We start from the raw sequence: 24,402 nt of genomic DNA on the forward strand, positions 1-24,402 counted from the left end.
GGACGTAGGTACCTCGGCGTGAGCAGGACGTGGAAGCGGTGTTATCGACAAGATTTTCTCACCTCAAAATAGACCACTTAATTAAGAAAATTGGTATAAAGTGAAGGTTTTTTAATGAGAACAAGAAAAAAAACCCCTCTTGCGAGGGGTTTTGGGTAACTCAGCGCCTTTGGCACTGGGAATGAGGTCGGTACATTTTTGGGTAATGTGGCGGCTTATTAAGCCTCAAACTGCATCTCAGGAATATCGCCATCAACGATAAGTTTACCCGCAGTTTTGCTGATTATTTCATCAACACTAACACCCGGTGCGCGTTCTAGCAAATGGAATGCGCCATCTTTTACTTCTAACACAGCCAAATCAGTGACAATTTTCTTTACACAGTTCACGCCAGTAAGCGGGAGTGTGCATGATTCAAGTAGCTTAGAGTCGCCGTGTTTACTAGCATGGGTCATGGTCACTATGATGTTGCGTGCACCGGCAACTAAATCCATTGCACCACCCATGCCTTTGATTAATTTTTTCGGGATCATCCAAGACGCGATATTGCCTTGCTGATCAACTTCAAATGCACCTAGTACCGTTAAGTCTACATGACCACCACGGATCATGGCAAAGCTTTCTGCACTATTAAAAATTGCTGCACCCGTCGCAGCTGTCACGGTTTCTTTACCAGCGTTTATCATATCAGCGTCAACTTGGTCTTCGGTTGGGTAGGGACCCATGCCTAGCAAGCCATTTTCTGATTGCAGCATTACTTCAATGCCGCTAGGTACATAGTTAGCAACTAAGGTTGGAATGCCTATGCCTAAGTTTACGTAGTAACCATCTTCTAGCTCTTGCGCCACGCGCATCGCAATTTGTTCACGATTTAAACCCATGATTGCCTCCTATTTGCGCGTTGTGACACGTTCAATACGTTTTTCAAAGTCACCTTTGATCACGCGATTGACATAAATGCCCGGGGTGTGGATTTGGCTCGGCTCAAGCTCGCCGGGCTCCACAATCTCTTCTACTTCCGCTACCGTGATTTTCCCAGCTGTTGCCGCCATCGGGTTAAAGTTCATTGCGGTATGGCGGAATACTAAGTTGCCATAGCGGTCGGCTTTCCACGCCTTAACAATAGCAAACTCACCGGTGATCGACTCTTCCAAAATATACGGTCGGCCATCAAATTCCTTTACTTCTTTACCTTGTGCGACAGGTGTACCATAACCTGTTGCTGTGTAAAAAGCTGGGATCCCAGCACCACCAGCGCGCATTTTCTCTGCAAGCGTCCCTTGTGGTGTCAACTCAACGTCGATAATGCCATCAAGAAGTTGCTGTTCAAACAGCGCATTTTCACCGACATAAGATGCAATGATTTTCTTAATCTGACGATCTTTAAGCAAAATACCTAGACCAAAATCATCGACACCACAATTGTTCGAAACTACAGTCAATTCTTTTGTTTGCATGCGCTTAATTTCTGTAATTAAGCCTTCTGGAATACCACACAAGCCAAAGCCACCTGCGATGATGGTATCACCATCTTTCAGACCTGCCATCGCTTCGCTGTAGCTTGATACGACTTTATCGAAACCGGCCATAAACCCACTCCTAATGATGTTATTGTTTTAAGATTGACAAGTTTGTTTGAGTGCCAACGACACTTTACTGCTTGGTGTCTTGCCTAGCGCATCACAAATTGTCCATCCTGCTTTTGCTAGCCTTTCTAAATCAATTCCACACTCAATGCCAAGCCCTTGCAGCAAGTAAACTACATCCTCAGTGGCAACATTTCCTGACGCACCTTTGGCGTAAGGGCAACCACCGAGCCCTGCAACGGCGCTATCAACAGTCGCGATCCCCATTTGTAAGGCAGTGTGAATATTCGTTAAAGCTTGCCCGTAAGTATCATGGAAATGCACCGCAAGCTTGTCAGCTGGGATATGTTGTAGTAACAAGGTGAGTAACTGTTGAACTTTTTTAGGCGTACCAACACCGATAGTGTCACCTAGGCTAATTTCATAACAACCAAGTGACAACAATTGTTTACATACCGCTAAAACTTGCTCTGGTTGTACAGCTCCTTGATATGGGCAGCCAACCACACAGCTTACATAACCTCTTACTTTTATGTTGTTTTTTTGTGCAAGGTCAACAACGGGGCGAAAGCGCTCAATACTTTGTTCAATCGTGCAGTTGATGTTTTTTTGGGTGAACGCTTCACTGGCTGCTGTAAAAATAGCAAATTCGTCAACCTGATTCTCAAGTGCAAGCTCGGCGCCTTTGAGGTTTGGCGTCAGCGCACTTATTTCAACGTCATCACTACGCGTAAAGCCTTGAATAACCGCAGCTGAGTCAGCCATTTGTGGCACCCATTTGGGTGACACAAATGCACCAGCTTCAATGTGCTTGAGGCCAGCGTTTTTGAGTGCATTAACCAGCGCTATTTTAGCTTCAGTGGCAACACTGACCTCATTTTGTAAGCCATCCCGTGCACCCACTTCTACAATTTTTACGCGAGCCGGATAGTCAGCCATTAGTCTTGCTCCTCAACAATCGCCAGCATATCGCCATGACTGACCAACTCACCCTCTGCAAAGCAGTATGAAGTCAGCTTGCCATCAAAAGGCGCATTGAGGGTATATTCCATCTTCATGGCTTCTATAATCACTACAGCATCACCTTTGCTGACTTGGGTGCCGACGGACAATAAATGCTTAACGACAGTGCCGTTTAATGGGGCAGCCAAAGGCGCAGCTTCGTGCTCATGATCGCTAATATAATGCTTTGACTTAAGCTCAACGGTATGTTGATGAGGGCCATACATAATGGTAATGGCGGTTTCGGTAACAACCGCACTTGCGCGTAATCGGGCACCATCAATGACTACCGTTAACTGGTGTCCTTCTAATTTACATTCAACATGATGGGTTTGCTCGTTAAACGAAATCTTCCAACCATCTTGAGATTGATAGGCACAGGCAGCATGATCCACAAATGGCAAATCAACTTTCGCGGTTTGATTAAGTCTAAAGCCTAAGTTTCCCCACACCGTCTTTTTACATGGTTGTTGGTGGCTAAGATAGGCTGCACCTGCTAGTAGCACCATTTTATCCAACGGCGTATTCGATTGAGTTAGTACCTCAGTTTGCGTATCAATAAAGTGGGTATCTGGTGCACCGGTTGTAAAAGTAGGGTGTCCGGCTAGGTAGTGCAAAAATGCGATATTGGATTTTAAACCACACAGATGGACTTGCTCTAAACTCGATTTTAGTTTGAGTAATGCTTGCTCGCGGTTTTTGCCGTGAGCAATCAGCTTTGCGATCATAGGATCGTAAAACGGGCTGATCTCATCGCCTTGCTGCACGCCTGTGTCAATTCTTACGCCATCTTTGGCTTCAGGAAAGCTAAGGTGAGCTAGTACACCTGAAAACGGCATGAAGTTCTCTTCAGGATCTTCTGCGTAAATACGTGCTTCAAAGCTATGACCAGATAACGAAACCTGCTGTTGAGTCAGCGGTAGCGGTTCACCCGCCGCGACCATTAATTGCAATTCGACTAAGTCAAGACCAGTTACCATTTCTGTTACTGGGTGCTCTACTTGTAGCCGAGTATTCATCTCCATAAAGAAAAATTCATCACCACAGAGTAAGAATTCCACAGTACCAGCGCCGCGGTAATTAATCGCCTGCGCACAGCGTACTGCTGCTTCACCCATGGCTTTGCGCATCGCATCACTCAAACCTGGTGCGGGCGCTTCTTCAATCACTTTTTGGTGGCGACGCTGTAGTGAACAGTCCCTGTCACCGAGATAAACACAGTTACCGTGGCTATCAGCGAAAACTTGTACTTCAACATGACGAGGTTTATCTACAAAGCGTTCAAGCAGTACTAAGTCATTGCCAAAACTTGCCGCCGCTTCACGCTTAGCACCATACAGCGCAGATAAAAACTCGCTGCTTTCTCGTACTACGCGCATGCCTTTACCGCCGCCGCCGTATGCGGCTTTGATAAGTACCGGAAAACCGATTTTTTCCGCTTCGGCTTGTAAGAAATCATCTTCTTGTTTGTCACCATAATACCCAGGAACTAGAGGCACATTGGCATCATTCATGATTTCCTTGGCACGGGTCTTTGAACCCATCGCTTCGATTGAACTTGCCAGCGGACCAATAAACGCAATATCCGCCGCCTCACACGCTTTGGCAAATACTTCATTTTCAGATAAGAACCCGTAGCCTGGGTGAATACAATCCACACCAACTGCCTTTGCCACTTCAAGAATTTTTTCTGCCACCAAATAAGACTCTTTAGATGGTGCTGGACCAATGTGGTAAGCTTCATCAGCGGCCTTAACGTGCATCGCATTGGCGTCAGCATCAGAGTAAACCGCTACAGTGGTTAGTCCCATTTTCTTCGCGGTACGCATCACGCGACAGGCAATTTCACCCCGGTTTGCGACTAGAATTTTAGTTAGCATATTGACTCCTATTCGTGCGCGGCGTTTTGCCAGCGTGGCGCACGTTTATCGAAAAAGGCACTAAGACCTTCTTGCCCTTCTTCACTGACTCTAATCTCAGCAATACGCTTTGCTGTATGGGCGATCAACGCTTCGTTGATTTCGTTGCCTGCAACTTCGTTGATAAGTGCTTTGGCATTTTTAACCGCAGCAGGGCCATTATTTAGCAGCAGCTGTGTGAAGTCAGACTCACTTTTAACTAAATCGTCACTGAGCTCATGGATTAATCCCATTTCAAGCGCTTTTTCAGCGTTGAATACCTCAGCAGTTAAAAAGTAGCGTCTTGCTTGGCGCTCACCAATGGCTTTTATAACATAAGGACTAATCACAGCCGGAATAAGACCAAGCTTGACTTCACTTAAACAGAATTTGGAGTTGTGCTGTGCAATGGCGATGTCACAACAGGCGATTAATCCCAGTGCACCGCCAAAAGCTGCCCCTTGCACTAGGCATAATGTCGGGTGGGGACAAGTAGCTAAAACCTGCATTAATTTGGCAAGTTCTAGTGAGTCTGCGACGTTTTCGTCGTAGTTATTGTCTGCCATGGATTTCATCCACGCCAGATCAGCGCCAGCTGAAAAGTGTTTGCCTTCGGTTTTAAATATCAAAGCGCGCACATCCAGGCCGCTGGCATAGTCGATATTTTTGATAAGTTCGGCAATCACCTCTGCATTAAAGGCATTGTGTTTTTCTGGGCGACTTAGCTCTAAGATCGCCACTTTGCTTTTTGTTATCGTTAAAGTGACAGGCATCGGTGCTCCTTACATTCTGAATACGCCAAATTTAGACTCTTTTTGCGGCGCATTACTTGCTGCCTCTAATGCAAGACCAAGTACAGTGCGTGTATCCGCAGGGTCTATAACGCCATCGTCCCAAAGCCGAGCACTCGCGTAGTAGGGGTGGCCTTGTTTTTCGTATTGCTCAATGATCGGTTTTTTAAACTCGCTCACTTCGACATCACTCATGCTAAGCCCTTTGCGCGCTAAACCATCTTGTTTTACCTGTGTTAATACACCTGCAGCTTGTTCGCCACCCATCACAGAGATCCGTGCATTTGGCCACATCCACATCATAGTTGGTTCGTATGCTCTACCACACATACCATAGTTACCAGCACCGTATGAGCCGCCAATTAATACCGTAAATTTAGGCACATCAGCACAGGAAACCGCTGTAACCATTTTGGCGCCATGTTTGGCAATACCTTCAGCTTCGTATTTTTGGCCGACCATAAATCCAGTAATGTTCTGTAAAAACAGTAGTGGAATATTGCGCTGTGCACAGAGCTGAATAAAGTGTGCTCCTTTTTGTGCAGATTCAGAAAAGAGAATACCGTTGTTTGCTACGATCCCTACAGGGTGACCATAAATCTCGGCAAAACCAGTCACTAGCGTTTCACCAAAGTAGCGCTTAAATTCATCAAACTGCGAGTCATCGACGATACGGGCAATGACTTCACGGACATCGAACGGTTTTTTCAGATCTGTGCCGACAATGCCATATACTTCACTGATATCATAACGTGGAGGTTTGGCATCTTGGAGTAGTGGCCTCGTTGGGCGCTGATGATTAAGGCGCGATATACATTGTCTAGCGATAGACAGTGCATGTTCATCATTTTCTGCATAGTGATCGGCCACGCCTGACACTTTACAATGCACATCTGCGCCGCCCAAATCCTCTGCGCTAACTTCTTCGCCTGTGGCCGCTTTTACCAGCGGCGGGCCTGCTAAGAAAATCGTGCCTTGTTCTTTAACGATAATACTTTCATCAGCCATTGCTGGCACATAGGCGCCGCCTGCGGTACATAATCCCATAACCACAGCAATTTGCGGGATCCCTTTAGCAGACATACGAGCCTGATTATAAAATATCCGACCAAAATGCAGCTTGTCTGGAAATACTTCATCTTGCTCTGGCAAGTTCGCGCCACCTGAGTCTACTAAATAGATACACGGAAGGTGGCAGCGCTCAGCGATTTCTTGTGCTCGTAGGTGTTTCTTGACCGTCAGTGGAAAGTAAGTCCCACCTTTGACTGTCGCATCATTTGCCACAATCATACACTCAACACCTTTCACGCGTCCGATCCCTGCAACGACACCGGCACAGGGAATATCTTGTTCATAAACACCAAAAGCGGCGAACTGGCCGATTTCTAAAAATGGTGAGCCTTCGTCGAGTAAAGTTTCAATGCGGTCGCGGACAAATAATTTACCACGACTTTGATGACGAGCGATGAGTGCTTCACCGCCACCTTGGCTTAGTGTCGCCACTTTATCTTTAAGATCAGCAACCAGCGATGTCATGGCATCGCTGTTTGCTTTGAATTGCGGATCATGAGGATTAACCGCAGAATTTAGTACCGTCATACAGCGCTCCTAGCGGCTTTCGTTGAACAGCTCACGTCCGATAAGCATACGGCGGATCTCAGACGTACCAGCGCCAATTTCATAGAGCTTGGCATCGCGAAGTAGGCGGCCTGTAGGGTATTCGTTGATGTAGCCGTTTCCACCTAGTAATTGAATGGCATCAAGTGCAAGTTTGGTTGCAAGTTCTGCGGCATATAAAATTGCCCCTGCGGCATCTTTACGCGTGGTTTCGCCACGGTCACAGGCTTTTGCTACAGTATAGACGTATGAGCGTGCTGCATTCATTTGCGTATACATATCAGCAACTTTACCTTGCACTAGCTGAAATTCACCGATTGACTGGTTAAATTGTTTACGCTCATGAATATATGGGACTACAACATCCATACAAGCCTGCATGATACCCAGCGGGCCGCCGGCCAATACCACACGTTCATAGTCAAGGCCGCTCATCAGCACCTTTACGCCTTCGTTGTATTCACCTAGGATGTTTTCAGCGGGTACCTCGCAGTTTTCAAACACCAACTCACAAGTGTTTGAGCCACGCATACCAAGTTTGTCTAGCTTTTGTGCTGTTGAAAAACCGGAGAAGGTTTTTTCTACGATAAAGGCTGTGATCCCACGAGGTCCTGCATTGACGTCTGTCTTTGCATAAATAACGAAAACGTCTGCATCAGGGCCATTAGTGATCCACATTTTATTTCCGTTCAGGATGAACTTGTCACCTTGCTTTTCAGCACGCAGCTTCATTGAAACGACATCAGAACCTGCATTTGGCTCACTCATTGCCAAGGCACCGATGTGCTCACCACTAATAAGCTTAGGTAAGTACTTTTCCTTCTGCGCTTGGTTACCGTTGCGGTTAATTTGGTTTACACAGAGGTTTGAATGTGCGCCGTAACTTAAGCCGATTGAGGCACTTGCACGACTGATCTCTTCCATTGCAATTACATGCTCAAGGTATCCCATATTTGAGCCGCCAAATTCTTCAGGGACAGTGATCCCAAGTAGACCCATTTCACCAAACTTTGGCCACATCTCGTTCGGAAACGCGTTTTCCTGATCTGTTTTTTCAGCCAGTGGGGCAATTTCGCTGGTAGCAAAACTATTGACATGATCTCGGATCATGTCTGCTGTTTCACCTAGTCCAAAGTTCAATTCTTTATATAAAGATACTGTGCTCATCGGTATTCATCCTGTTGTGAGAGTTTATTTTTCGAGCTCGTGTAATGTATCGCGACAACGACGTTCAGCCGTTACCAATTCCATTAAGACAACTTTGATGTCGTCCATTTGTTGGCTTAAATCGGCTTTTTTCTCTTCAATGAGTTGCAACATGGTTTTAAGCTGCTTTTCACTCGACTTGTCGGCATCATAAAGCTCAAATAAGCGGCCAGTTTCAGCAAGTGTAAAGCCAAGGCGTTTTCCGCGAAGGATAAGTTTTAAACGGACTTTGTCGCGTTTGGAGTAAATACGCGTTTGTCCTTGACGCTTAGGAGAAAGTAGTCCTTGATCTTCGTAAAAACGAATACTGCGAGTAGTAATATCAAATTCTTTAGCTAACTCGCTGATTGAATAGGTTGGTTCATTTATTTCTTGCATTTCTATTTACACTTACAACGTCACTGATTAGACCAATATAAGTGAAGTTTACGTAAAGGTAAAGTAAGAATGATAGATCCTGCTTTAGTCTTATAAAAGCAGCAATTAGGCTTGTATGAAATGTCATCAAACCTTAACTGGAGCTAGCCAGAATAGGCGTTGGCAATAAATATGTGCAATTAATCTTTACAGTTGCAGCAATCTCATTTGCCTTGATTTTAGATTTACGTTGGCGTAAACGTAAATATTATGTATGCTCGAATACAGAGTTAAATATTAATGAGCCAAAGCATGGCTTGTCTACAGGAGTTTTGCAATGAGTAACGAAGCTGTTGTCATCGTCGCTGCTAAGCGTACACCAATGGGTGGATTTATGGGAAGCCTATCTGGCGCTGCTGCCACAGAATTAGGCGCCACTGCTATTAAAGCAGTGATGAATGAAACAGGTCTCAATGACGCCAGTATAGATGAAGTGATCATGGGGTGCGTGTTACCCGCTGGTCTTGGTCAAGCGCCAGCGCGTCAAGCGATGCTACACGCAGGTCTTGCCCGTTCAACAGGAGCGACGACAATCAACAAAGTGTGCGGTTCAGGCCTGAAGGCGGCGATGTTCGCGCATGATCTCATCCGCTCAGGTAGCATTAATTCTGCCATCGCAGGCGGCATGGAAAGCATGACTAATGCACCTTACTTTATTCCAAAAGCCCGTGGTGGCATGCGTATGGGTCATGGCGAAATCAAAGACCATATGATGGCTGATGGCTTAGAAGATGCTTATGACAACAAGGCGATGGGCTGCTTTGCGCAAGATACAGCAGACCAATATGGCATTACTCGTGAGCACATGGACGAATTTGCCTTGGGCTCATTGAGTAAAGCAAATGCGGCAATCGAAAATGGCAGTTTTGCCAATGAAATTGCTCCTCATGTGATTAGCACGCGCAAAGGGGATGTTGAGGTAAATACTGACGAGCAACCAGGTAATGCCCGCCCAGATAAAATTCCATCACTTCGTCCAGCATTTAAAAAAGATGGCACGATCACCGCGGCTAACTCATCATCTATCTCAGACGGTGCCGCAGCGCTTGTTCTAATGAGTGAAACAGAAGCGAAAAAGCACGGTTTGACACCACTTTGTAAGATTGTTGCTCATGCGACTCATTCACAAGCGCCAGCTGAATTTACCGTTGCGCCAGTCGGTGCGATGAATAAGCTGCTTGAAAAAGCAGGTTGGTCGACTGCCGACGTTGATCTTTGGGAAATCAATGAAGCCTTTGCCATGGTGACTATGTTGGCTATCAACGAAATGCACTTAGATAGCAATAAAGTCAACGTCAATGGTGGTGCTTGTGCGCTTGGTCATCCAATCGGCGCGAGCGGTGCACGTATCTTAGTTACACTTATCCATGCACTGAAAAACCGTGGCTTATCAAAAGGCGTGGCGTCACTATGTATCGGTGGTGGTGAAGCTGTCGCACTCGCAGTAGAAGTGTAAGTCTCTGCAATTTATTTCGTTCCAAGGGGCGCTGCGTCTTCCATAATTCTAATCATTCACGCAGCGCATTAACTCGTTTTATGGGGAGGAGTGCTTCATGCACCAAGTACCTTTATACATCAACGGTGAATTTTCACAGTCTCAGTCTGACAAATGGTTAGACGTTGTTAACCCTGCTAATCAAGAAGTATTAGCAAAAGTGCCTTGTGCGACTAACGAGGAAGTACAAGCTGCAATTCATTCAGCTCAAGAAGCGTTTAAAACGTGGCGTAATGTGCCGGTAACCGAGCGTGCGCGAATTATGATGCGTTATGCGGCGCTACTTAAGGAGCATCAAGAAGAAATCGCAACCATAATCTGTCATGAATTAGGCAAGACGTTTGAAGATGCAAAAGGGGATGTGTGGCGCGGTATCGAAGTGGTCGAGCAAGCATGTAATGCCCCTTCAATGATGATGGGTGAGACAGTAGAAAACGTTGCCCGTAATATCGACACTTACTCATATACCCAACCGCTGGGTGTCTGTGCGGGTATTACGCCATTTAACTTCCCAGCGATGATCCCGCTGTGGATGTTCCCAATGGCAATTGTATGTGGTAACACTTTTGTACTTAAACCATCAGAGCAAGACCCACTAACGCCAATGCGCTTGGTTGAATTGTTTGAAGAAGCCGGTGCGCCAAAAGGCGTACTTCAAGTTGTGCACGGAAGTAAAGATCAGGTTGATCAAATTCTTGAAGCGCCGGAAATTCGTGCGGTTTCGTTTGTGGGGTCTTGTGGTGTCGGTCAGTACATTTACAGCAAAGGTACGCAGAATCTTAAACGTGTTCAAGCGTGTGTGGGTGCGAAAAACCATATGGTTATCATGCCAGATGCGAAAAAAGAGCAAGTGATCAATAACCTTGTTGGTTCTTCGGTTGGCGCGGGTGGTCAGCGCTGTATGGGGATCTCAGTCGCGGTATTTGTAGGGCAATCACAGCAGTGGGTCGATGAACTAAAAGACGCCATGGCGAAGGTTCGTCCTGGCGTGTGGGATGATCCAGAAGCTGCTTATGGTCCGCAAACGACACCGCAGGCTAAAGCGCGTATTCTATCGCTGATTGACAGTGGTAAGCAGCAAGGCGCAACGTGTTTGCTAGATGGCTCTGAGTTTACCGTTGAGGGTTATGAAAATGGTAACTGGGTGGGTCCAACGCTGTTTTCAAACGTCACAACTGACATGGATATCTACAAAGAAGAAATCTTTGGCCCAGTCCTTTGTTGTGTATTTGTCGATAGTTTAGACGAAGCAATTACCCTTATTAATAACAACCCGTACGGTAACGGCACCTCATTATTCACCGCAAGCGGTGGCGCAGCACGCAAGTTCCAGCGTGAAATTGAAGTGGGTCAGGTAGGGATTAATATTCCTATTCCAGTGCCATTGCCGTTCTTCTCATTTACTGGTTGGAAGAACTCATTCTACGGCGACCAACATACCTATGGTAAGCAAGGCGTGCGTTTCTATACCGAAACCAAAACGATTACCTCACGCTGGTTTGACGATGAGGCAGTCAGTGGTCCAAATATGAGTATCAACCTTAGATAACTCATATTGCGCAGCGTGCTCTGCAGGGGGAGCACGCTTATTTTTACCAAAACGATAAGAACTACCGACACACATTCAGGGTGTCAGAACAGCAAGAGAGGTCTAGCGTGGACTTTAACCTAAACGAAGATCAACAAGCATTTGCCGACATGGCGCACCAATTTGCAATGAGCGAGCTTGCTCCACATGCTGCAAAATGGGATCAAGAGCACATTTTTCCAAAAGACGTAATTCAAAAAGCAGGTGAGCTTGGTTTTTGCGGTCTATATACACCAGAAGAGGCAGGTGGTCTGGGTTTATCTCGCCTTGACTCAAGTATTATTTTTGAGCAGCTTTCAATGGGCTGTACAGCGACAACCGCGATGTTGACTATTCATAACATGGCAACGTGGATGATAGCGAGCTTTGCAACGGAAGAAACCAAAGCAAAGTATATGGAGCAGTTAGTAACGGGTGAATTATTGGCCTCGTACTGTCTAACAGAACCAGGATCTGGCTCAGATGCTGCATCACTCAAAACAAAAGCGATAAAAGAAGGTGATGAGTATGTCTTATCTGGTTCTAAAATGTTTATCTCAGGGGCAGGTGAAACGGACGTATTAGTGGTAATGGCAAGAACAGGTGAAGCAGGCCCTAAAGGTATCTCAGCCTTTGTTGTTCCTGCCGATGCTGAAGGCGTTATTTATGGCAAAGCAGAAGAAAAAATGGGTTGGAATGCACAACCCACACGTCTTATCACGCTTGAAAATGTTCGGATCCCTGCTGCAAACCTGCTAGGTCAAGAAGGCGAGGGCTTTAAATTTGCGATGCAAGGCCTTGATGGTGGTCGCATTAATATTGCAACTTGCTCGATTGGTACAGCCCAGCAGGCACTCAATACCGCCAAGCAGTATATGCAGGAGCGTTCTCAGTTTGGTAAACCGTTAGCGGCGTTCCAAGCACTACAATTTAAAATTGCAGATATGAATACAGAACTTGTGGCTGCGCGCCAAATGGTTCGATTGGCGGCATTTAAACTGGATAGCAATGACCCAGAAAAGACCACTTATTGCGCTATGGCAAAGCGATTTGCCACTGATGTAGGCACTAAGGTGTGTGACGATGCACTGCAAATTCACGGTGGCTATGGGTACATCAAAGAGTATCCACTGGAGCGCCACCTACGTGACGTACGTGTTCATCAGATCCTTGAAGGTACAAACGAAATCATGCGTGTAATTATTGCACGTCGGATCTTAGCTGAAGGCGCCCCAAGCGTCCTATAAGGAGAGCATCATGACTGCACAATTAAAACTCGAAAAACAAGGCCATACTGCTGTTGTTACTATGTCAAATCCACCTGCGAATACGTGGACGAAAGACACACTAACTGCACTTAAAAATCTAGTAATCGAATTGAACGCGGATAAAGAAATCTATTCTTTAGTGATCACTGGCGAAGGCGAAAAGTTCTTTTCAGCCGGTGCGGATCTCAATGTATTTGCCGACGGTGACAAAGGAGTTGCTGCGGACATGTCTCGAGTATTTGGCGAAGCGTTTGAAACACTCAGCGACTTTAGAGGCGTATCCATTGCCGCCATCAATGGGTTTGCAATGGGTGGCGGTTTAGAAGTCGCACTAGCGTGCGATATCCGCATCGCCGAAGCTCAAGCACAAATGGCACTTCCTGAGGCAAAAGTTGGATTGCTGCCTTGTGCTGGCGGCACACAAAACTTGTCATGGCTTGTAGGCGAAGGCTGGGCAAAGCGTATGATTTTATGCGGCGAACGCTTAAAAGCCGACAAAGCACAGCAAATTGGCTTAGTTGAAGAAGTGGTTGAGCAGGGTAAAGCGCTGGAAGCTGCGCTCGAACTGGCAAAGAAAGTAGAAGATCAAAGCCCTGTTGCAGTGACGGCTTGTAAAGCTCTTATTCAAAAAGGCCGCACAGGCACAATCAATAGTGCATTGCCTCTTGAACGTGAACTCTTTGTAACCTTATTCGATACCCAAGATCAAAAAGAAGGCGTAAACGCATTTTTAGAGAAACGCAAAGCGAATTGGGTAAATGGCTAATGATTGAATTCGAGTTAATAAATCACGAAGAGGCACCGGTTTTATTCGAGCAAGCAACATGCCATAACGGGATGAAAATAGCGCTGGCGACATTAAATGCACCAAAAGCGTTAAATGCCTTAAACCTCGATATGATCCGTTTGCTTGCACCACAACTGGATATTTGGGCAAACGACCCACAAATTGCAATGGTGGTATTAAAAGGAGCTGGAGAAAAAGCGTTTTGTGCTGGCGGCGATGTAGTGAGTTTATATCGCGAAATGTCATCAGATACGAGTAACGCATTAATCGGAACTTTTTTCGGTGAAGAGTATCGGTTGGATTATCAAATCCATAACTATGATAAGCCAATCCTACTTTGGGGTAATGGCATCATCATGGGCGGAGGACTAGGCTTAACGGCTGGCGCAAGTCATAAAGTGATGACAGAGACTTCACGTATTGCTATGCCAGAAATCACCATTGGCTTATACCCTGATGTTGGCGGTAGCTATTTCCTCAATAAGATGCCAAAAGGTGTTGGATTGTTTTTGGGACTCACAGCTGCAAACATTAACGCTTCGGATGCCAAGTTGGTTGGACTTGCCGATCACTTTATGGACTCAGAAAAACTCGGCCTACTTTTACAAAACTTAGGTGAAGTCAACTGGGGAAAAACCAACGTGCTAAACCACGAAAAGCTGACTCAGTTGTTGTTATCTCTAGATGAGGCTTCCCATGCACCACCAAAAAGCGAAATTAAACCACTGATTACAGCGTTCGAAGCGCTTGATGAGAAAGATGATTTATCAGAGCAGGTTGATTTTATTTTAGGACTGGATAGTACTGACAACAAGTGGTTGAGCAAAGCTCAAATGGCGTTAAAACATGGCTCACCATTGAGTGCCGCACTGGTAAAAGCACAGCTTGCTAGAAGTGAAGGTAAAACACTTAAAGACTGTTTTAAGCAGGAATTAGGAATGTCGGTGACTGCGGGCGAGTTTGGTGAGTTTCAAGAAGGCGTCCGTGCGCTGCTTATCGATAAAGATGGTAAACCAAATTGGCGATTTAAATCGGTTGCAGAGGTTCCTAATGACGCAATAGAACGTTTTTTCGCACCTCGATGGGATGAAAGCGATCATCCTTTGCGTGACTTATAAGGAGTGACTTAAATGGCACAAGTAGGATTTATCGGCTTAGGTAACATGGGCGCTCCAATGGCCCTTAATTTATTAAAGGCTGGCCACCAAGTATGTGTTTTTGATTTGAACCCTGAGGCTGTAGCGGCACTTGAGGCAAGTGGTGCAACAAAGGCGGCGGTTGTTAGCGATGTGTGCCGTGAAGCAGATTATGTGATAAGCATGCTACCTGCAGGCAAACACGTGCGTACGGTATATACAGCTGAAGATGGACTCATTAACTATTTGTCTAAAAACACACAGGTGATTGACTGCTCTACCATTGATGCTGAATCTGCTCAGTTTGTTGGGAAAACATTAGCAGAATCTGGTATCTCATTTGTTGATGCGCCAGTCTCTGGTGGTGTGGCAGGGGCTGCGGCAGGTACTTTGACTTTTATTGTCGGGGGCAACAAAGCAGATTTTGAGCGTGCCCATGTGGTGCTTACAAACATGGGTAAGAATATCTTCCATGCAGGTGACATTGGCGCGGGGCAAGTCGCGAAGATATGTAACAATATGCTGTTATCAATACTTATGGCCGGCACAAGTGAAGCACTGCAAATGGGGGTCGATCATGGTTTAGATCCGAAAGTATTAAGCGAAATCATGCTCAATAGCTCAGGCCGTAACTGGACACTTGAGCTTTACAACCCATGTCCTGATGTACTAGAAAATGTGCCTTCTTCGAATGGTTATAAGCCGGGCTTTATGGTTGACTTAATGGCTAAAGATCTTAGTCTAGCGATGCAATCTGCGCAGCAAACAAATTCAGCGACGCCGATGGGGGCACTTGCAAAGAATTTGTATAACCTGATGCAAAATCAGGGTAAAGGCAATGAAGACTTTAGCGCGATTTTTAAGCTTTATTCAGAGAAATAGAACATTATGAATATTAACAGTAAAACAGTTGTGATCACCGGTGGTGCGCAAGGCTTAGGTCTTGCAATGGCGACTGAAATGGCAAAGCAAGGTGCAAATCTTGCGCTAATTGATATGCAAGAAGATGTACTTGCAGAAGCGAAAAGCGAACTGGCGCAATTTGGTATAAAAGTCAAAACTTATGTTGCCAATGTGAGTCAAGAATCGGACGTGGAAAATGTGTTTGACGCCATTGTCAGTGACTTTGGTGAGATTTCAGTATTAATTAACAATGCGGGTATCTTGCGTGATGGTTTGTTACTCAAAGCGAAAGATGGTCAAATTATTGATAAAATGTCGCTCTCGCAATTTCAGTCCGTTATTGATGTTAATCTAACCGGTGTTTTCTTGTGCGGCCGTGAAGCTGCTGTCAAAATGGTAGAAGCTGGTAATGGTGGTGTGATCATAAATATGTCGAGCGTTGCACGCGCTGGTAATATGGGGCAAACCAACTATTCAGCGGCAAAGTCAGGTGTCGTTGCGATGACAACGAGCTGGGCGAAAGAATTAGGTCGCTTTGGTATTCGAGTAGGGGCAATCGCCCCAGGTGTTATCCGAACAAAGATGACTGATGCAATGAAGCCTGAAGCCAAAGAACGTTTGGTAAAAATGAAACCAGTCGGACGTCTTGGTGAAGCGCAAGAAATTGCCCATACCGCAAAATATATTATTGAAAATGATTTCTTTACAGGGCGTGTCGTCGAAATTGATGGCGGTATTCGTTTGTAACGAAAAGGCTTGGTTTTACAGCGTGTATTCCAAGTTCCTATTTGAGTGTGTGAAGCGGTAATGTAAATTACCGCTTTTTTATTTTAAAGATATTGAATGCTCGAGGAGAAATGTTTGAAATTGTCTGGAATACATCATGCCGCCATTATTTGTTCCAACTACCAAAGATCTAAGGTGTTTTACACCGAAGTACTCGGTCTTCGTATACTTAATGAAAACTACCGCAAAGATAGAGAATCATATAAATTAGATTTGGCGTTACCTGACGGCAGCCAAATTGAGTTGTTCTCGTTTCCAAATCCACCAAAACGGATATCACATCCAGAAGCGCAAGGATTGAGACACTTAGCATTTAGGGTGAATGATATAGATGCTTGTATTGCGCATCTTTCACAGAATCAAGTCGCTGTTGAGCCCATTCGAATAGATGAATATACGGGTAAACGATTTACCTTTTTCAGCGATCCAGATGGTTTACCACTGGAGCTTTACGAACAAGGTTGCGACCACTACCTCTGAAAAGATACACAATTATGTATAAAGTCTTAATGACAGATATTAGTTGGGTCTTAAATAAAGGAACAAATTGGGTAAAGTTTATTCTGTCTTTGTCGATAAAAGGTAATGGCGCTTGCGCCAACCGATTTTGTAATAACTTCATTACGCAAACGTATTAATTTGAAATGAAAAAATAGTTTTAGTAGCAATGGTTTGTTGCTCTTCAAGCGCTAGCCTAACCAGAGTTATATTGCCGATAGTTACGGTGTTTTAAATAAGAAGGTTTTAACGGGGCTAGCGTGTGATTTACTTGCGCAAATGGAGCAAGTATTGAGATAAAACCGTATTGTTTTCAAAGTTGAGCAGAAAATTAATGCAGTTGCTACCATAACAAGGATCCAAGTTATGAACATTAAGCCACAACTCCATACAAGTAATGTGAAAGTGAGCGCGTCGAATTCATCAGACAAAATGACTGAGGCACTGACAGCATTCGCAAATGATAAAAAAAAATGACGATAACTCTGAGTTATTGAAAAATAATGGCAATTTCACTATAGACTTTTCTTACACTCAGCCTCCAGTTACTTATGATCCTCGAATGATCCGTGGTATTGAGCTTAGGACAATCGGATTACAGCATTATGGTATTCATCGAGAGCACATCGGCACAGATGAAAATGGGCGCGTTTATAAAGATACCTACGGCGACTTTGAAGGGCGAGAAAAAATTGATGAATTCTTGTCAATATTCGATCGTTTAAGTGAAGAAAGACAATTTGAATTTGCGCACTTCAAACCAACACAAGCGCTTCTTGATGTTGCCAATAGACTGAGTGATGAGGAGCTAGGACAACTAACGGATTTTATTGTCCAGTCTCTATCGGTAAATAGCTTTGAACAACGTAGAAATGACTATTCAACAGAGTTAATAAACAAACTTAACGGTATGAGTGATGAGGTGTTACAAGACACCATTCAGACGATGTCTAAATTAATGGAACAAGCCGATAATAAAGTGTTTGAGGATCCCGTTTTTCCACCTTATTTACTTGATGAAGATGGCCGAGTAGACACGGACTTACAATATACCGAAAGTGGCATTTTTGAACATGTAAATACATATGGGGATATGAACAATCAGCTTTTAAATGATTTTGCTCAATTTGTTATTAGTAATAAGTTTTCTGACGGAGAAATTTTAGACCTCAATGCTAAGTTCGTTAGTGCTGATTTCGACACGAGTCGAGGTCTATTGGATATGGCGACTTTAGTGAAGCCAAATGATCGTACAAGTTTTATGGAAATGTTGAGCGAAATAGATACTGAGGAGCCCGGTAATTTATTTGCAAGACTCAGTAAGCTCAATTATGAAAATGAGAATACAGAGTATTTTAAAACAAATAATCAAGAGTATATAAAGTTTGAGGGTAAACCCGCCGATGACAACGAAAAAAGCCGTTTATATAAACAGTTAATTAAAGCCTATGAAAACCAAGGATTAGGCTGGATGAATGACGTGATGGAAGAGTCACAGGGAATGCCTGTCAGGGCTGAATTAGACATGTGGTTATCTGTATTAGAAGATGTTGAAGAAAATCCAGAAGCATTTAAGCGCTCTGATTCAGTGGAGACCTGGATGGAAAACAACCTAGCAGGAATTGTTAGTAACTATTATCAGGGTATTAAGGAAAAGCTGTTCAGGCATAATGATGAGCAGGATCTTCCACTTATCATGTCGGGACTTGAGAGAATTACACTAGACAGTCAAAGTGATGAAGAAGCTGAACTTGGCGATGCGGCGAATACATCAGTGAACGAGTAGAAATATACTGTATTTCTTTATTCATGTTCTACACTTACATAAAGCACAAAGTGCACTACCTTTTGAAAGTCACGCTTTTAATGTGGCACTGAGTGCTTTGCCAAAGAGTGAGTAGAATTAAACCAATGAGTCAATCAAGTTGATGAACAGAATGTGCCAAAGTCAGTAAAATTGGCAGAGTAAAGCATTAATCTTACAGTGCTTTTCACTGGAATTTACCTTGTTGATAGTACTGCGCTGTGTCTGACTAAAGACGGGGATATATCTCTTTCTAGTGCAGCAAAAGGCATGCTGTTGGTTGTATATGTCAACAGTAATACACTTGGTATCAACACTACTCTCTTAACCTGACAAATATTGAATTAAAAAACGGTATAACCTTGTGATAGGAGAGCGTGATGCGCGGTGTTGTGTTCAGAGGTCTAGAAGAGTTAGCCATCGAAACCATCGGTATGCAGGAGTGGGATGAATTACTTGAAACCTACGCGCCGCAGGGGAGAGTATATGTGTCGCCCACGGCATATCCAGACGAGGAATTATTTGCATTAGCTCAAGGAGTCGCAAGTAAACTTGATAAACCATTAACCGAAGTATTAGCGATATTTGGACAGTCTTTGTTTGGATTTTTGGCTAAAAAGCATGTGGGGATTTCGTCTAAGTTTAGTTCATTTGAAGAGCTGGTGGTGTCAATTGACAGCGTCATTCACATGGAAGTTAAAAAGCTATATGACGAACCTAACTTGCCTTCCATCACCACAACTATTGAGAACGATAAAACCATCATACTCAAGTACAAGTCAAACCGAAAACTATGCTTTTGCGCGGAAGGCCTCCTCCATGGTGCAGCGCAACATTATAATAGAGTACTCAGAATAGAGCATCCCCAATGTATGCACGAAGGCGCCGATCACTGTGTACTTATTTTGCATTTGGATTAAGTTGATGTCTGATCCTAATGACTACAAAAAAGCGTACCTTCGCGAAAAGCAAGCGAGAGATGAAGTAGAGTCTTTACTTGAAGAAAAAACCAGAGCCTTATATCTTGCCAATCAAACACTAGAGCGCCAATTGGAGCAGCTAAAGAACCAGCAAGCTGTGCTTATTAATAATGAACGTATGGCGACCTTGGGTTCTTTGTCTGCTGGTGTTGCTCATGAATTAAATAACCCTCTAGCCTACGTTAGAGGTAACCTTGAGTCGCTAAATCACTACTTACCTGCATTACAAGAACTACTTAATTTAGCGAGTATGGCAGGACATACTGACAACGATCAGATGCTAAGTACGCAACTAAAAGAGGCGTATGTTACTCAACGGCTCAATGATATTTCGGAAGATCTACCAGACCTCATCAACGATACGCTACACGGTTGTGAACGTATAAAAATCATAGTTAGTGATCTGATGAATTTTTCGCGTTCAAATAATGATAGCTTCTCAAGCATTGCGCTAAAACCTATAGTAGAAGACACGTTACGCTTACTGAGTGGACAGCTTAAAAGTTACGATTTAGTCATTGCTATTGAAGATGTTGCGCCAATCCTTGGTAAGGATGGTGCTATAAAGCAAGCCATCATTAATTTACTTGCAAACGCCAAGTATGCGGTTGATAGGGATCATAAGCCCCATAAAACAATAGAAGTTCTGCTTGCACCGGGCAATGACAAAGAAGTCATTTTGAGTATCAGTGACAATGGTATTGGCATTGACCCAGATATTATAAGTCGACTATTTGACCCATTCTTTACTACCAAGCCTGTGGGTGAAGGAACGGGGATGGGGCTTGCTGTCACACATGCAATTATAAAGGAACATCGTGGAAGTATTACGGTGCAAAGTGAAGAGGGGATAGGGAGCCGCTTTACTATTACTTTTCCTACTGAACATATCGAAGCTGAGTAGTTTGGAATTACAAATCGTCAATTACTCGTGGCTTTTGCGTTTTTATTATCGAAGCGCCACAATACAGCAGCGCTTGTTGTAGAGTTAGTACAAGTTAGTCCGTATAAGGGTTTTCTGACTTTGCTGCAAACACTTCTTTTGCCGCCAGAGCAGCATTGTAAGCAGCTGGCATGCCAGCTAAAAATTGCATATATATTACCATATCCATTATTTCCGCTTTAGTTAAGCCTACTTGTATACTTGTACCTAAGTGATATTGAAGTTGAGGTCTTGCTGTACCCAGTGCGGCGAGTGCACTAATTGTCGCTAATTGCCGCTCTTTAATTGTAAGCCCTGGTATACCAAAAGCATCACCAAATAGTTGGTAAGTCGTATCTGTTAACCCTACTGACATAGGTTTAAATGCTGTAATAATTGTTTGATACCCATTATTATCCAGCTTAGTATACTCTTCTACTCCTTTCTTATATCGCGCTTTACTTGTATCGGGTGGTAATGTGAGTGATAAATGCTTATCAATTGAAGAAGCAAGTGCATCAATGGATTTTTCTGCCCGAGGAAAGCCATAGTATGAAGTAAGCTGAGTTAAAATTAGCACCACATCTTGCTGCCCTATAAATTTTTTTTTCTAATGATGTAGCGACAACTTGTTGAAGGGCTTCTGTTAATTCAAGAGCCGACAGCGCAGATATTTTTACAATAGCCTGCTGGCGTTGTGTAAGGGTTAATACCTTTTTAATGTCCCTTTCCGCCCTAAATTTGGTTATTGAAAAGTTGCCCTCAGTGGCATGTGACGAGGAAATTGAGGTTATCAATAAGGAAATGGCTAGTATCTTTTTAAACATAAATATTTCTCTACTTTGGTTTTCTAATATCGTTTTTAAGCCTGTTTTTTATTGGGTAATACAGCTATTAAACAACGCAGCTAACTGCCCCGTTGGCCACCTATGGTGTAGCCACTATCAACATGGATTGCTTGGCCGTTAACAAAACTTGCACGTTCGCTAAGCAACCAACAGGCGAGCTCGGCAACTTCAGTAGGCTCACCTAAACGTTTTGCTGGATGCTGTTGTGAAAACATATCTAGAATAAGTTTGTCATGGTTAAATGCTTCTCTTGTCATCTCGGTATTGATGCCACCAGGATTCACACTATTTATACGTATGCCGCTGTTGGCAACCTCAATAGCAGCTGCGCGAACAAATGCGTCAATGCCAGCTTTGGATGCTGAATATACGCTCGAACCACACAAGGCACCGGAAGCTAACCATGAGGAAGTGTTTACAATCGAGCCTTTGATGTCATTGGTCTGAAAGTATCTCATCTGCCATTGACTGCTGAACCAGACCGATTTTAGATTCACATTTATCGTCTCATCCCAATCTTGCTCAGACTGATTCAACATTGGGGAAAAATTGCCTATGGTACCTGCATTATTAAATGCGCCATCAAGACCAGCTAAACGGTTAACTGCTTGCTCCATCATTTCTGTAACACCTTTAGTTCTAGATATATCGGCCTCAATCGCTACTGCGATGCCACCTGCGCTTTTTATTTCTGCAACTAACGCATCTAACTTATTTTTTCTACGTGCCGCTAGTGCGACAGATGCGCCTTCTGAAGAAAATAACTTAGCTGCTGCCATACCTATTCCTGAACTTGCGCCCGTCACTAAAATCTTTTTACCTTTTAATAGCATCGTCCATACCTTGTATATGTTTTATTCAGCTCCACTCTATCATTTACAGTAAATGCGTGTAATATGTTGGATTAAATATCCAATATAACGGAAATTCGAGAGTTAATATTATGAGTGATGGTTTAAGTTTCGATTACATAGGCAAGTTGATCCGTAGCTATCGTTCTGCTGAATGCACAAGCTTACAAGCATTGGCGGATAGATCTGGTGTTAGTCGCTCAATGATAGCTCAAATTGAGTCAGGTCAAACCGTACCAACAATTGCGGTACTGGCAAAACTGGCAGAAGCCATGAACTATGAGCTAGCAACATTAGTTCAACCGCCCGAACGAGCTTTGAATATCAGTACCTCTAGAGCAACAAAAGATAATATTATCAGTAAAGTTGACAGCCCATTTACCTGCCATATATTGAAAAAGCAAAGTGGTTTATTTACTACTGAAATTTATCAATTTTATTTTAATGAGGCTGGCAAAACATCCTTTTCAGCTAATGTGAGAGGTTCAATCAAACACCTATGGTTGCAGCAAGGCAAATTAGATATTTATGTAGCAGGCAATAAAATAAGTGCACAACAAAATTGTTTAACTACTTTTAATGCAAATATCCCGCATAGATTAGAATCTAGATCGGAGCCACTTGCTAAGGGACTTTTCTTTGTTGTTTATTAACTAAGTTTGCGTTTTGGCTAGTGCAGGCAATAGATTTGCTTACCTTTTAACCAAGAGAGGTGCGTTTGTAATCTGGATTTGGGACTTATTCTCCTCTCTGGGGAGAAAATATTAATAATATTATTTAGAATTATAATATAGTACGAGAAAAGTAGAATTCAATGTGAAAATATAGGCAATTATGGGTGTAGATAAGATAGCAGAGTACTATTTGATATTTGAAAATTTAATGAGCAATAACAGTTCAATTACAACAAATGATAGAGCTGATTACTATTGCCACCTAGGATATCCTCATGTGAGCGTCAAAAAAATTATAAAATTAAAGGAAGAGTACACATTAAAATCGATCAAAGATTTCCATTTTATAGGGGAAGTTATTTGCAAGGAAGATATCTCGATGATTCTTTCAAAATATAACCCATATCGGTGTCGATTTTTTCCTATATCAATTAGTGACAAAAGCTCTAAGACTCTATCTAACTTTAGCTTAATTTCGTTTGAAAATATAATTCCATGTGCAGATATGGGGAAAAGTGATATTTTTGTTTTCCCTAAAAGGAAGAATCATATAAAGATATTATCCTTATACCTTGATTTAGAGAAGTTAAAAAAGATCCCAAAACATAAAAAACACATTTTTATGGTTGAAGAAGCTGAAGGTACTATAATCGTATCTAAAGAAATCGGTGAAGAGTTATTGACCTACTTATCAACGAATAATGATTCAAGTCTTTTAGTCAAGCCAATTTATGAAGATGGAAAAGTTCCGGAGTTATTTTAATGGAAGGTTTTTTTGAATTAAGTGTAAAGTCACTAAGCACTTTCCCACTAAAAGAAAACATAAAAGGGGAGTTAGCTCCCCCTGATTTGGTCTTTGACTTTTACCTATTTCCAAAAGTTTTTATAAATAATAGAATTTTAGAGAAACTATCGCCTTTTTTTAAAAGTAATATTGAAATTCAAGAAGGTGCTGTAGAATTAAAATTTTCAGAGTTAGAGTTGAGCTATTGTTATCTTTACGTTGTAGGTTGTGATAATGATTCACACACCAATGAAAGTACACATATATTTAGGAGTGAGGATAATAGCTCTTTGTTTTTGAGCAACGAATTAATTAAGGAAATGAGAAAAAAATCAACTAATGGTGTTTTATATCGCTGGAATTAAATCCTTAGTAATAAATGAGGCTTTATCAAAAAAGCTCATCCGTCACCCTTCAGTTAAAAAGTGAGGGTGATAACTTTCTAGACCGAGAACAGAGAATTAGTGCCTGCGGGTGAAGCCCTTAAAAAAATCGACGACGAGTACAATACATCTAAACAACAGTAAGAGATTGTGTCCACATAGCAAAACCTGATTTCAAATAATAAGTACAACACTTATA

24 protein-coding genes are annotated in these 24,402 nt (G+C 43.2%); 14 read left to right on the forward strand and 10 right to left on the reverse strand.

The features are described 5' to 3' along the window. Nucleotides 1–218 precede the first annotated feature (218 nt). From D9603_RS00790 to D9603_RS00825, 8 genes are read right to left on the reverse strand one after another with little or no spacing between them, the layout of a single operon-like run. Entirely contained in the window at nt 219–881 is a 663-nt protein-coding gene (locus D9603_RS00790) for a CoA transferase subunit B (RefSeq protein WP_125254337.1), read from the reverse strand. A 9-nt stretch (nt 882–890) separates the two neighbouring features. Then, complete coding sequence (locus D9603_RS00795; RefSeq protein WP_128729688.1) at nt 891–1,589, reverse strand: CoA transferase subunit A; 699 nt, start codon at nt 1,587–1,589, stop codon at nt 891–893. Nucleotides 1,590–1,616: 27 nt separating this feature from the next. After that, nucleotides 1,617–2,525 carry a hydroxymethylglutaryl-CoA lyase gene (locus D9603_RS00800; RefSeq protein ID WP_128729689.1) on the reverse strand — a complete coding sequence of 303 codons (909 nt, stop codon included), beginning with the start codon at nt 2,523–2,525 and terminating at the stop codon, nt 1,617–1,619. Then, nucleotides 2,525–4,468, reverse strand: coding sequence for an acetyl/propionyl/methylcrotonyl-CoA carboxylase subunit alpha (locus D9603_RS00805; RefSeq protein WP_128729690.1), 1,944 nt, complete (start codon nt 4,466–4,468; stop codon nt 2,525–2,527). The genes D9603_RS00800 and D9603_RS00805 overlap by 1 nt, the downstream gene beginning before the upstream one ends. A gap of 8 nt (nt 4,469–4,476) precedes the next feature. Next, complete coding sequence (locus D9603_RS00810; protein ID WP_128729691.1) at nt 4,477–5,259, reverse strand: enoyl-CoA hydratase-related protein; 783 nt, start codon at nt 5,257–5,259, stop codon at nt 4,477–4,479. Nucleotides 5,260–5,268: 9 nt separating this feature from the next. Continuing rightward, entirely contained in the window at nt 5,269–6,876 is a 1,608-nt protein-coding gene (locus D9603_RS00815; protein WP_128729692.1) for a carboxyl transferase domain-containing protein, read from the reverse strand. A gap of 9 nt (nt 6,877–6,885) precedes the next feature. Beyond that, nucleotides 6,886–8,061: an isovaleryl-CoA dehydrogenase gene (locus D9603_RS00820; protein ID WP_125254331.1), complete on the reverse strand. Its 1,176-nt coding sequence runs from the start codon at nt 8,059–8,061 to the stop codon at nt 6,886–6,888. A gap of 24 nt (nt 8,062–8,085) precedes the next feature. Next, nucleotides 8,086–8,478: a MerR family DNA-binding transcriptional regulator gene (locus tag D9603_RS00825; RefSeq protein ID WP_099643874.1), complete on the reverse strand. Its 393-nt coding sequence runs from the start codon at nt 8,476–8,478 to the stop codon at nt 8,086–8,088. Nucleotides 8,479–8,794: 316 nt separating this feature from the next. On the opposite strand from D9603_RS00825, the gene D9603_RS00830 reads away from it, so the two are divergent. From D9603_RS00830 to D9603_RS00880, 11 genes are all read left to right on the forward strand, one after another. Further along, on the forward strand, nt 8,795–9,973 hold the full coding sequence (locus D9603_RS00830) for an acetyl-CoA C-acyltransferase (protein WP_128729693.1): 1,179 nt from the start codon (nt 8,795–8,797) through the stop codon (nt 9,971–9,973). 97 nt (nt 9,974–10,070) lie between these two features. Next, nucleotides 10,071–11,561, forward strand: coding sequence for a CoA-acylating methylmalonate-semialdehyde dehydrogenase (locus tag D9603_RS00835; RefSeq protein ID WP_128729694.1), 1,491 nt, complete (start codon nt 10,071–10,073; stop codon nt 11,559–11,561). 107 nt (nt 11,562–11,668) lie between these two features. Then, nucleotides 11,669–12,826: an acyl-CoA dehydrogenase family protein gene (locus D9603_RS00840; RefSeq protein WP_128729695.1), complete on the forward strand. Its 1,158-nt coding sequence runs from the start codon at nt 11,669–11,671 to the stop codon at nt 12,824–12,826. Nucleotides 12,827–12,836: 10 nt separating this feature from the next. Further along, nucleotides 12,837–13,613, forward strand: a complete 777-nt coding sequence (locus D9603_RS00845; protein WP_039497662.1) for an enoyl-CoA hydratase — start codon at nt 12,837–12,839, stop codon at nt 13,611–13,613. Beyond that, complete coding sequence (locus D9603_RS00850; protein WP_128729696.1) at nt 13,613–14,752, forward strand: enoyl-CoA hydratase/isomerase family protein; 1,140 nt, start codon at nt 13,613–13,615, stop codon at nt 14,750–14,752. Before D9603_RS00845 ends, D9603_RS00850 begins: the two co-directional genes overlap by 1 nt. A gap of 12 nt (nt 14,753–14,764) precedes the next feature. Further along, entirely contained in the window at nt 14,765–15,652 is an 888-nt protein-coding gene (gene mmsB, locus D9603_RS00855) for a 3-hydroxyisobutyrate dehydrogenase (RefSeq protein ID WP_128729697.1), read from the forward strand. Between the two features lie 6 nt (nt 15,653–15,658). Continuing rightward, nucleotides 15,659–16,420: an SDR family oxidoreductase gene (locus D9603_RS00860; RefSeq protein ID WP_128729698.1), complete on the forward strand. Its 762-nt coding sequence runs from the start codon at nt 15,659–15,661 to the stop codon at nt 16,418–16,420. Nucleotides 16,421–16,516: 96 nt separating this feature from the next. Beyond that, a complete protein-coding gene (locus D9603_RS00865; protein WP_194086945.1) occupies nt 16,517–16,939 on the forward strand; it encodes a VOC family protein in 423 nt (140 codons plus the stop codon). 478 nt (nt 16,940–17,417) lie between these two features. Next, complete coding sequence (locus tag D9603_RS00870) at nt 17,418–18,743, forward strand: hypothetical protein (protein ID WP_241651540.1); 1,326 nt, start codon at nt 17,418–17,420, stop codon at nt 18,741–18,743. A 398-nt stretch (nt 18,744–19,141) separates the two neighbouring features. Continuing rightward, nucleotides 19,142–19,681, forward strand: a complete 540-nt coding sequence (locus tag D9603_RS00875; RefSeq protein WP_125254321.1) for a heme NO-binding domain-containing protein — start codon at nt 19,142–19,144, stop codon at nt 19,679–19,681. Nucleotides 19,682–19,685: 4 nt separating this feature from the next. Continuing rightward, nucleotides 19,686–20,645, forward strand: a complete 960-nt coding sequence (locus D9603_RS00880) for an ATP-binding protein (protein ID WP_128729700.1) — start codon at nt 19,686–19,688, stop codon at nt 20,643–20,645. Nucleotides 20,646–20,739: 94 nt separating this feature from the next. Here D9603_RS00880 and D9603_RS00885 read toward each other — a convergent pair whose 3' ends face one another. Beyond that, a complete protein-coding gene (locus D9603_RS00885; RefSeq protein WP_128729701.1) occupies nt 20,740–21,246 on the reverse strand; it encodes a carboxymuconolactone decarboxylase family protein in 507 nt (168 codons plus the stop codon). A gap of 324 nt (nt 21,247–21,570) precedes the next feature. Then, on the reverse strand, nt 21,571–22,344 hold the full coding sequence (locus D9603_RS00890; RefSeq protein ID WP_128729702.1) for an SDR family oxidoreductase: 774 nt from the start codon (nt 22,342–22,344) through the stop codon (nt 21,571–21,573). Between the two features lie 110 nt (nt 22,345–22,454). Here D9603_RS00890 and D9603_RS00895 point away from each other — a divergent pair, with 110 nt between their 5' ends. The 3 genes from D9603_RS00895 (at nt 22,455) to D9603_RS00905 (ending at nt 24,185) form a co-directional block, all read left to right on the forward strand. Continuing rightward, nucleotides 22,455–23,015, forward strand: coding sequence for a helix-turn-helix transcriptional regulator (locus tag D9603_RS00895; protein WP_128729703.1), 561 nt, complete (start codon nt 22,455–22,457; stop codon nt 23,013–23,015). A 181-nt stretch (nt 23,016–23,196) separates the two neighbouring features. Beyond that, a complete protein-coding gene (locus D9603_RS00900) occupies nt 23,197–23,799 on the forward strand; it encodes a hypothetical protein (RefSeq protein ID WP_128729704.1) in 603 nt (200 codons plus the stop codon). After that, entirely contained in the window at nt 23,799–24,185 is a 387-nt protein-coding gene (locus D9603_RS00905; protein WP_128729705.1) for a hypothetical protein, read from the forward strand. The genes D9603_RS00900 and D9603_RS00905 overlap by 1 nt, the downstream gene beginning before the upstream one ends. Nucleotides 24,186–24,402 lie beyond the last annotated feature (217 nt).

This window comes from Pseudoalteromonas sp. PS5, assembly GCF_004103255.1.
Taxonomy (GTDB): domain Bacteria; phylum Pseudomonadota; class Gammaproteobacteria; order Enterobacterales; family Alteromonadaceae; genus Pseudoalteromonas; species Pseudoalteromonas peptidolytica.

What these genes read in the sequence shown, in the direction of transcription:
- D9603_RS00790 (WP_125254337.1), bottom strand. Translation starts at nt 881, where the DNA reads ATGGGTTTAAATCGTGAACAAATTGCGATGCGCGTGGCGCAAGAGCTA.
- D9603_RS00795 (WP_128729688.1), bottom strand. Translation starts at nt 1,589, where the DNA reads ATGGCCGGTTTCGATAAAGTCGTATCAAGCTACAGCGAAGCGATGGCA.
- D9603_RS00800 (WP_128729689.1), bottom strand. Translation starts at nt 2,525, where the DNA reads ATGGCTGACTATCCGGCTCGCGTAAAAATTGTAGAAGTGGGTGCACGG.
- D9603_RS00805 (WP_128729690.1), bottom strand. Translation starts at nt 4,468, where the DNA reads ATGCTAACTAAAATTCTAGTCGCAAACCGGGGTGAAATTGCCTGTCGC.
- D9603_RS00810 (WP_128729691.1), bottom strand. Translation starts at nt 5,259, where the DNA reads ATGCCTGTCACTTTAACGATAACAAAAAGCAAAGTGGCGATCTTAGAG.
- D9603_RS00815 (WP_128729692.1), bottom strand. Translation starts at nt 6,876, where the DNA reads ATGACGGTACTAAATTCTGCGGTTAATCCTCATGATCCGCAATTCAAA.
- D9603_RS00820 (WP_125254331.1), bottom strand. Translation starts at nt 8,061, where the DNA reads ATGAGCACAGTATCTTTATATAAAGAATTGAACTTTGGACTAGGTGAA.
- D9603_RS00825 (WP_099643874.1), bottom strand. Translation starts at nt 8,478, where the DNA reads ATGCAAGAAATAAATGAACCAACCTATTCAATCAGCGAGTTAGCTAAA.
- D9603_RS00830 (WP_128729693.1), top strand. Translation starts at nt 8,795, where the DNA reads ATGAGTAACGAAGCTGTTGTCATCGTCGCTGCTAAGCGTACACCAATG.
- D9603_RS00835 (WP_128729694.1), top strand. Translation starts at nt 10,071, where the DNA reads ATGCACCAAGTACCTTTATACATCAACGGTGAATTTTCACAGTCTCAG.
- D9603_RS00845 (WP_039497662.1), top strand. Translation starts at nt 12,837, where the DNA reads ATGACTGCACAATTAAAACTCGAAAAACAAGGCCATACTGCTGTTGTT.
- D9603_RS00850 (WP_128729696.1), top strand. Translation starts at nt 13,613, where the DNA reads ATGATTGAATTCGAGTTAATAAATCACGAAGAGGCACCGGTTTTATTC.
- mmsB (WP_128729697.1), top strand. Translation starts at nt 14,765, where the DNA reads ATGGCACAAGTAGGATTTATCGGCTTAGGTAACATGGGCGCTCCAATG.
- D9603_RS00860 (WP_128729698.1), top strand. Translation starts at nt 15,659, where the DNA reads ATGAATATTAACAGTAAAACAGTTGTGATCACCGGTGGTGCGCAAGGC.
- D9603_RS00865 (WP_194086945.1), top strand. Translation starts at nt 16,517, where the DNA reads ATGCTCGAGGAGAAATGTTTGAAATTGTCTGGAATACATCATGCCGCC.
- D9603_RS00870 (WP_241651540.1), top strand. Translation starts at nt 17,418, where the DNA reads ATGATAAAAAAAAATGACGATAACTCTGAGTTATTGAAAAATAATGGC.
- D9603_RS00875 (WP_125254321.1), top strand. Translation starts at nt 19,142, where the DNA reads ATGCGCGGTGTTGTGTTCAGAGGTCTAGAAGAGTTAGCCATCGAAACC.
- D9603_RS00880 (WP_128729700.1), top strand. Translation starts at nt 19,686, where the DNA reads ATGTCTGATCCTAATGACTACAAAAAAGCGTACCTTCGCGAAAAGCAA.
- D9603_RS00890 (WP_128729702.1), bottom strand. Translation starts at nt 22,344, where the DNA reads ATGCTATTAAAAGGTAAAAAGATTTTAGTGACGGGCGCAAGTTCAGGA.
- D9603_RS00895 (WP_128729703.1), top strand. Translation starts at nt 22,455, where the DNA reads ATGAGTGATGGTTTAAGTTTCGATTACATAGGCAAGTTGATCCGTAGC.
- D9603_RS00900 (WP_128729704.1), top strand. Translation starts at nt 23,197, where the DNA reads ATGGGTGTAGATAAGATAGCAGAGTACTATTTGATATTTGAAAATTTA.
- D9603_RS00905 (WP_128729705.1), top strand. Translation starts at nt 23,799, where the DNA reads ATGGAAGGTTTTTTTGAATTAAGTGTAAAGTCACTAAGCACTTTCCCA.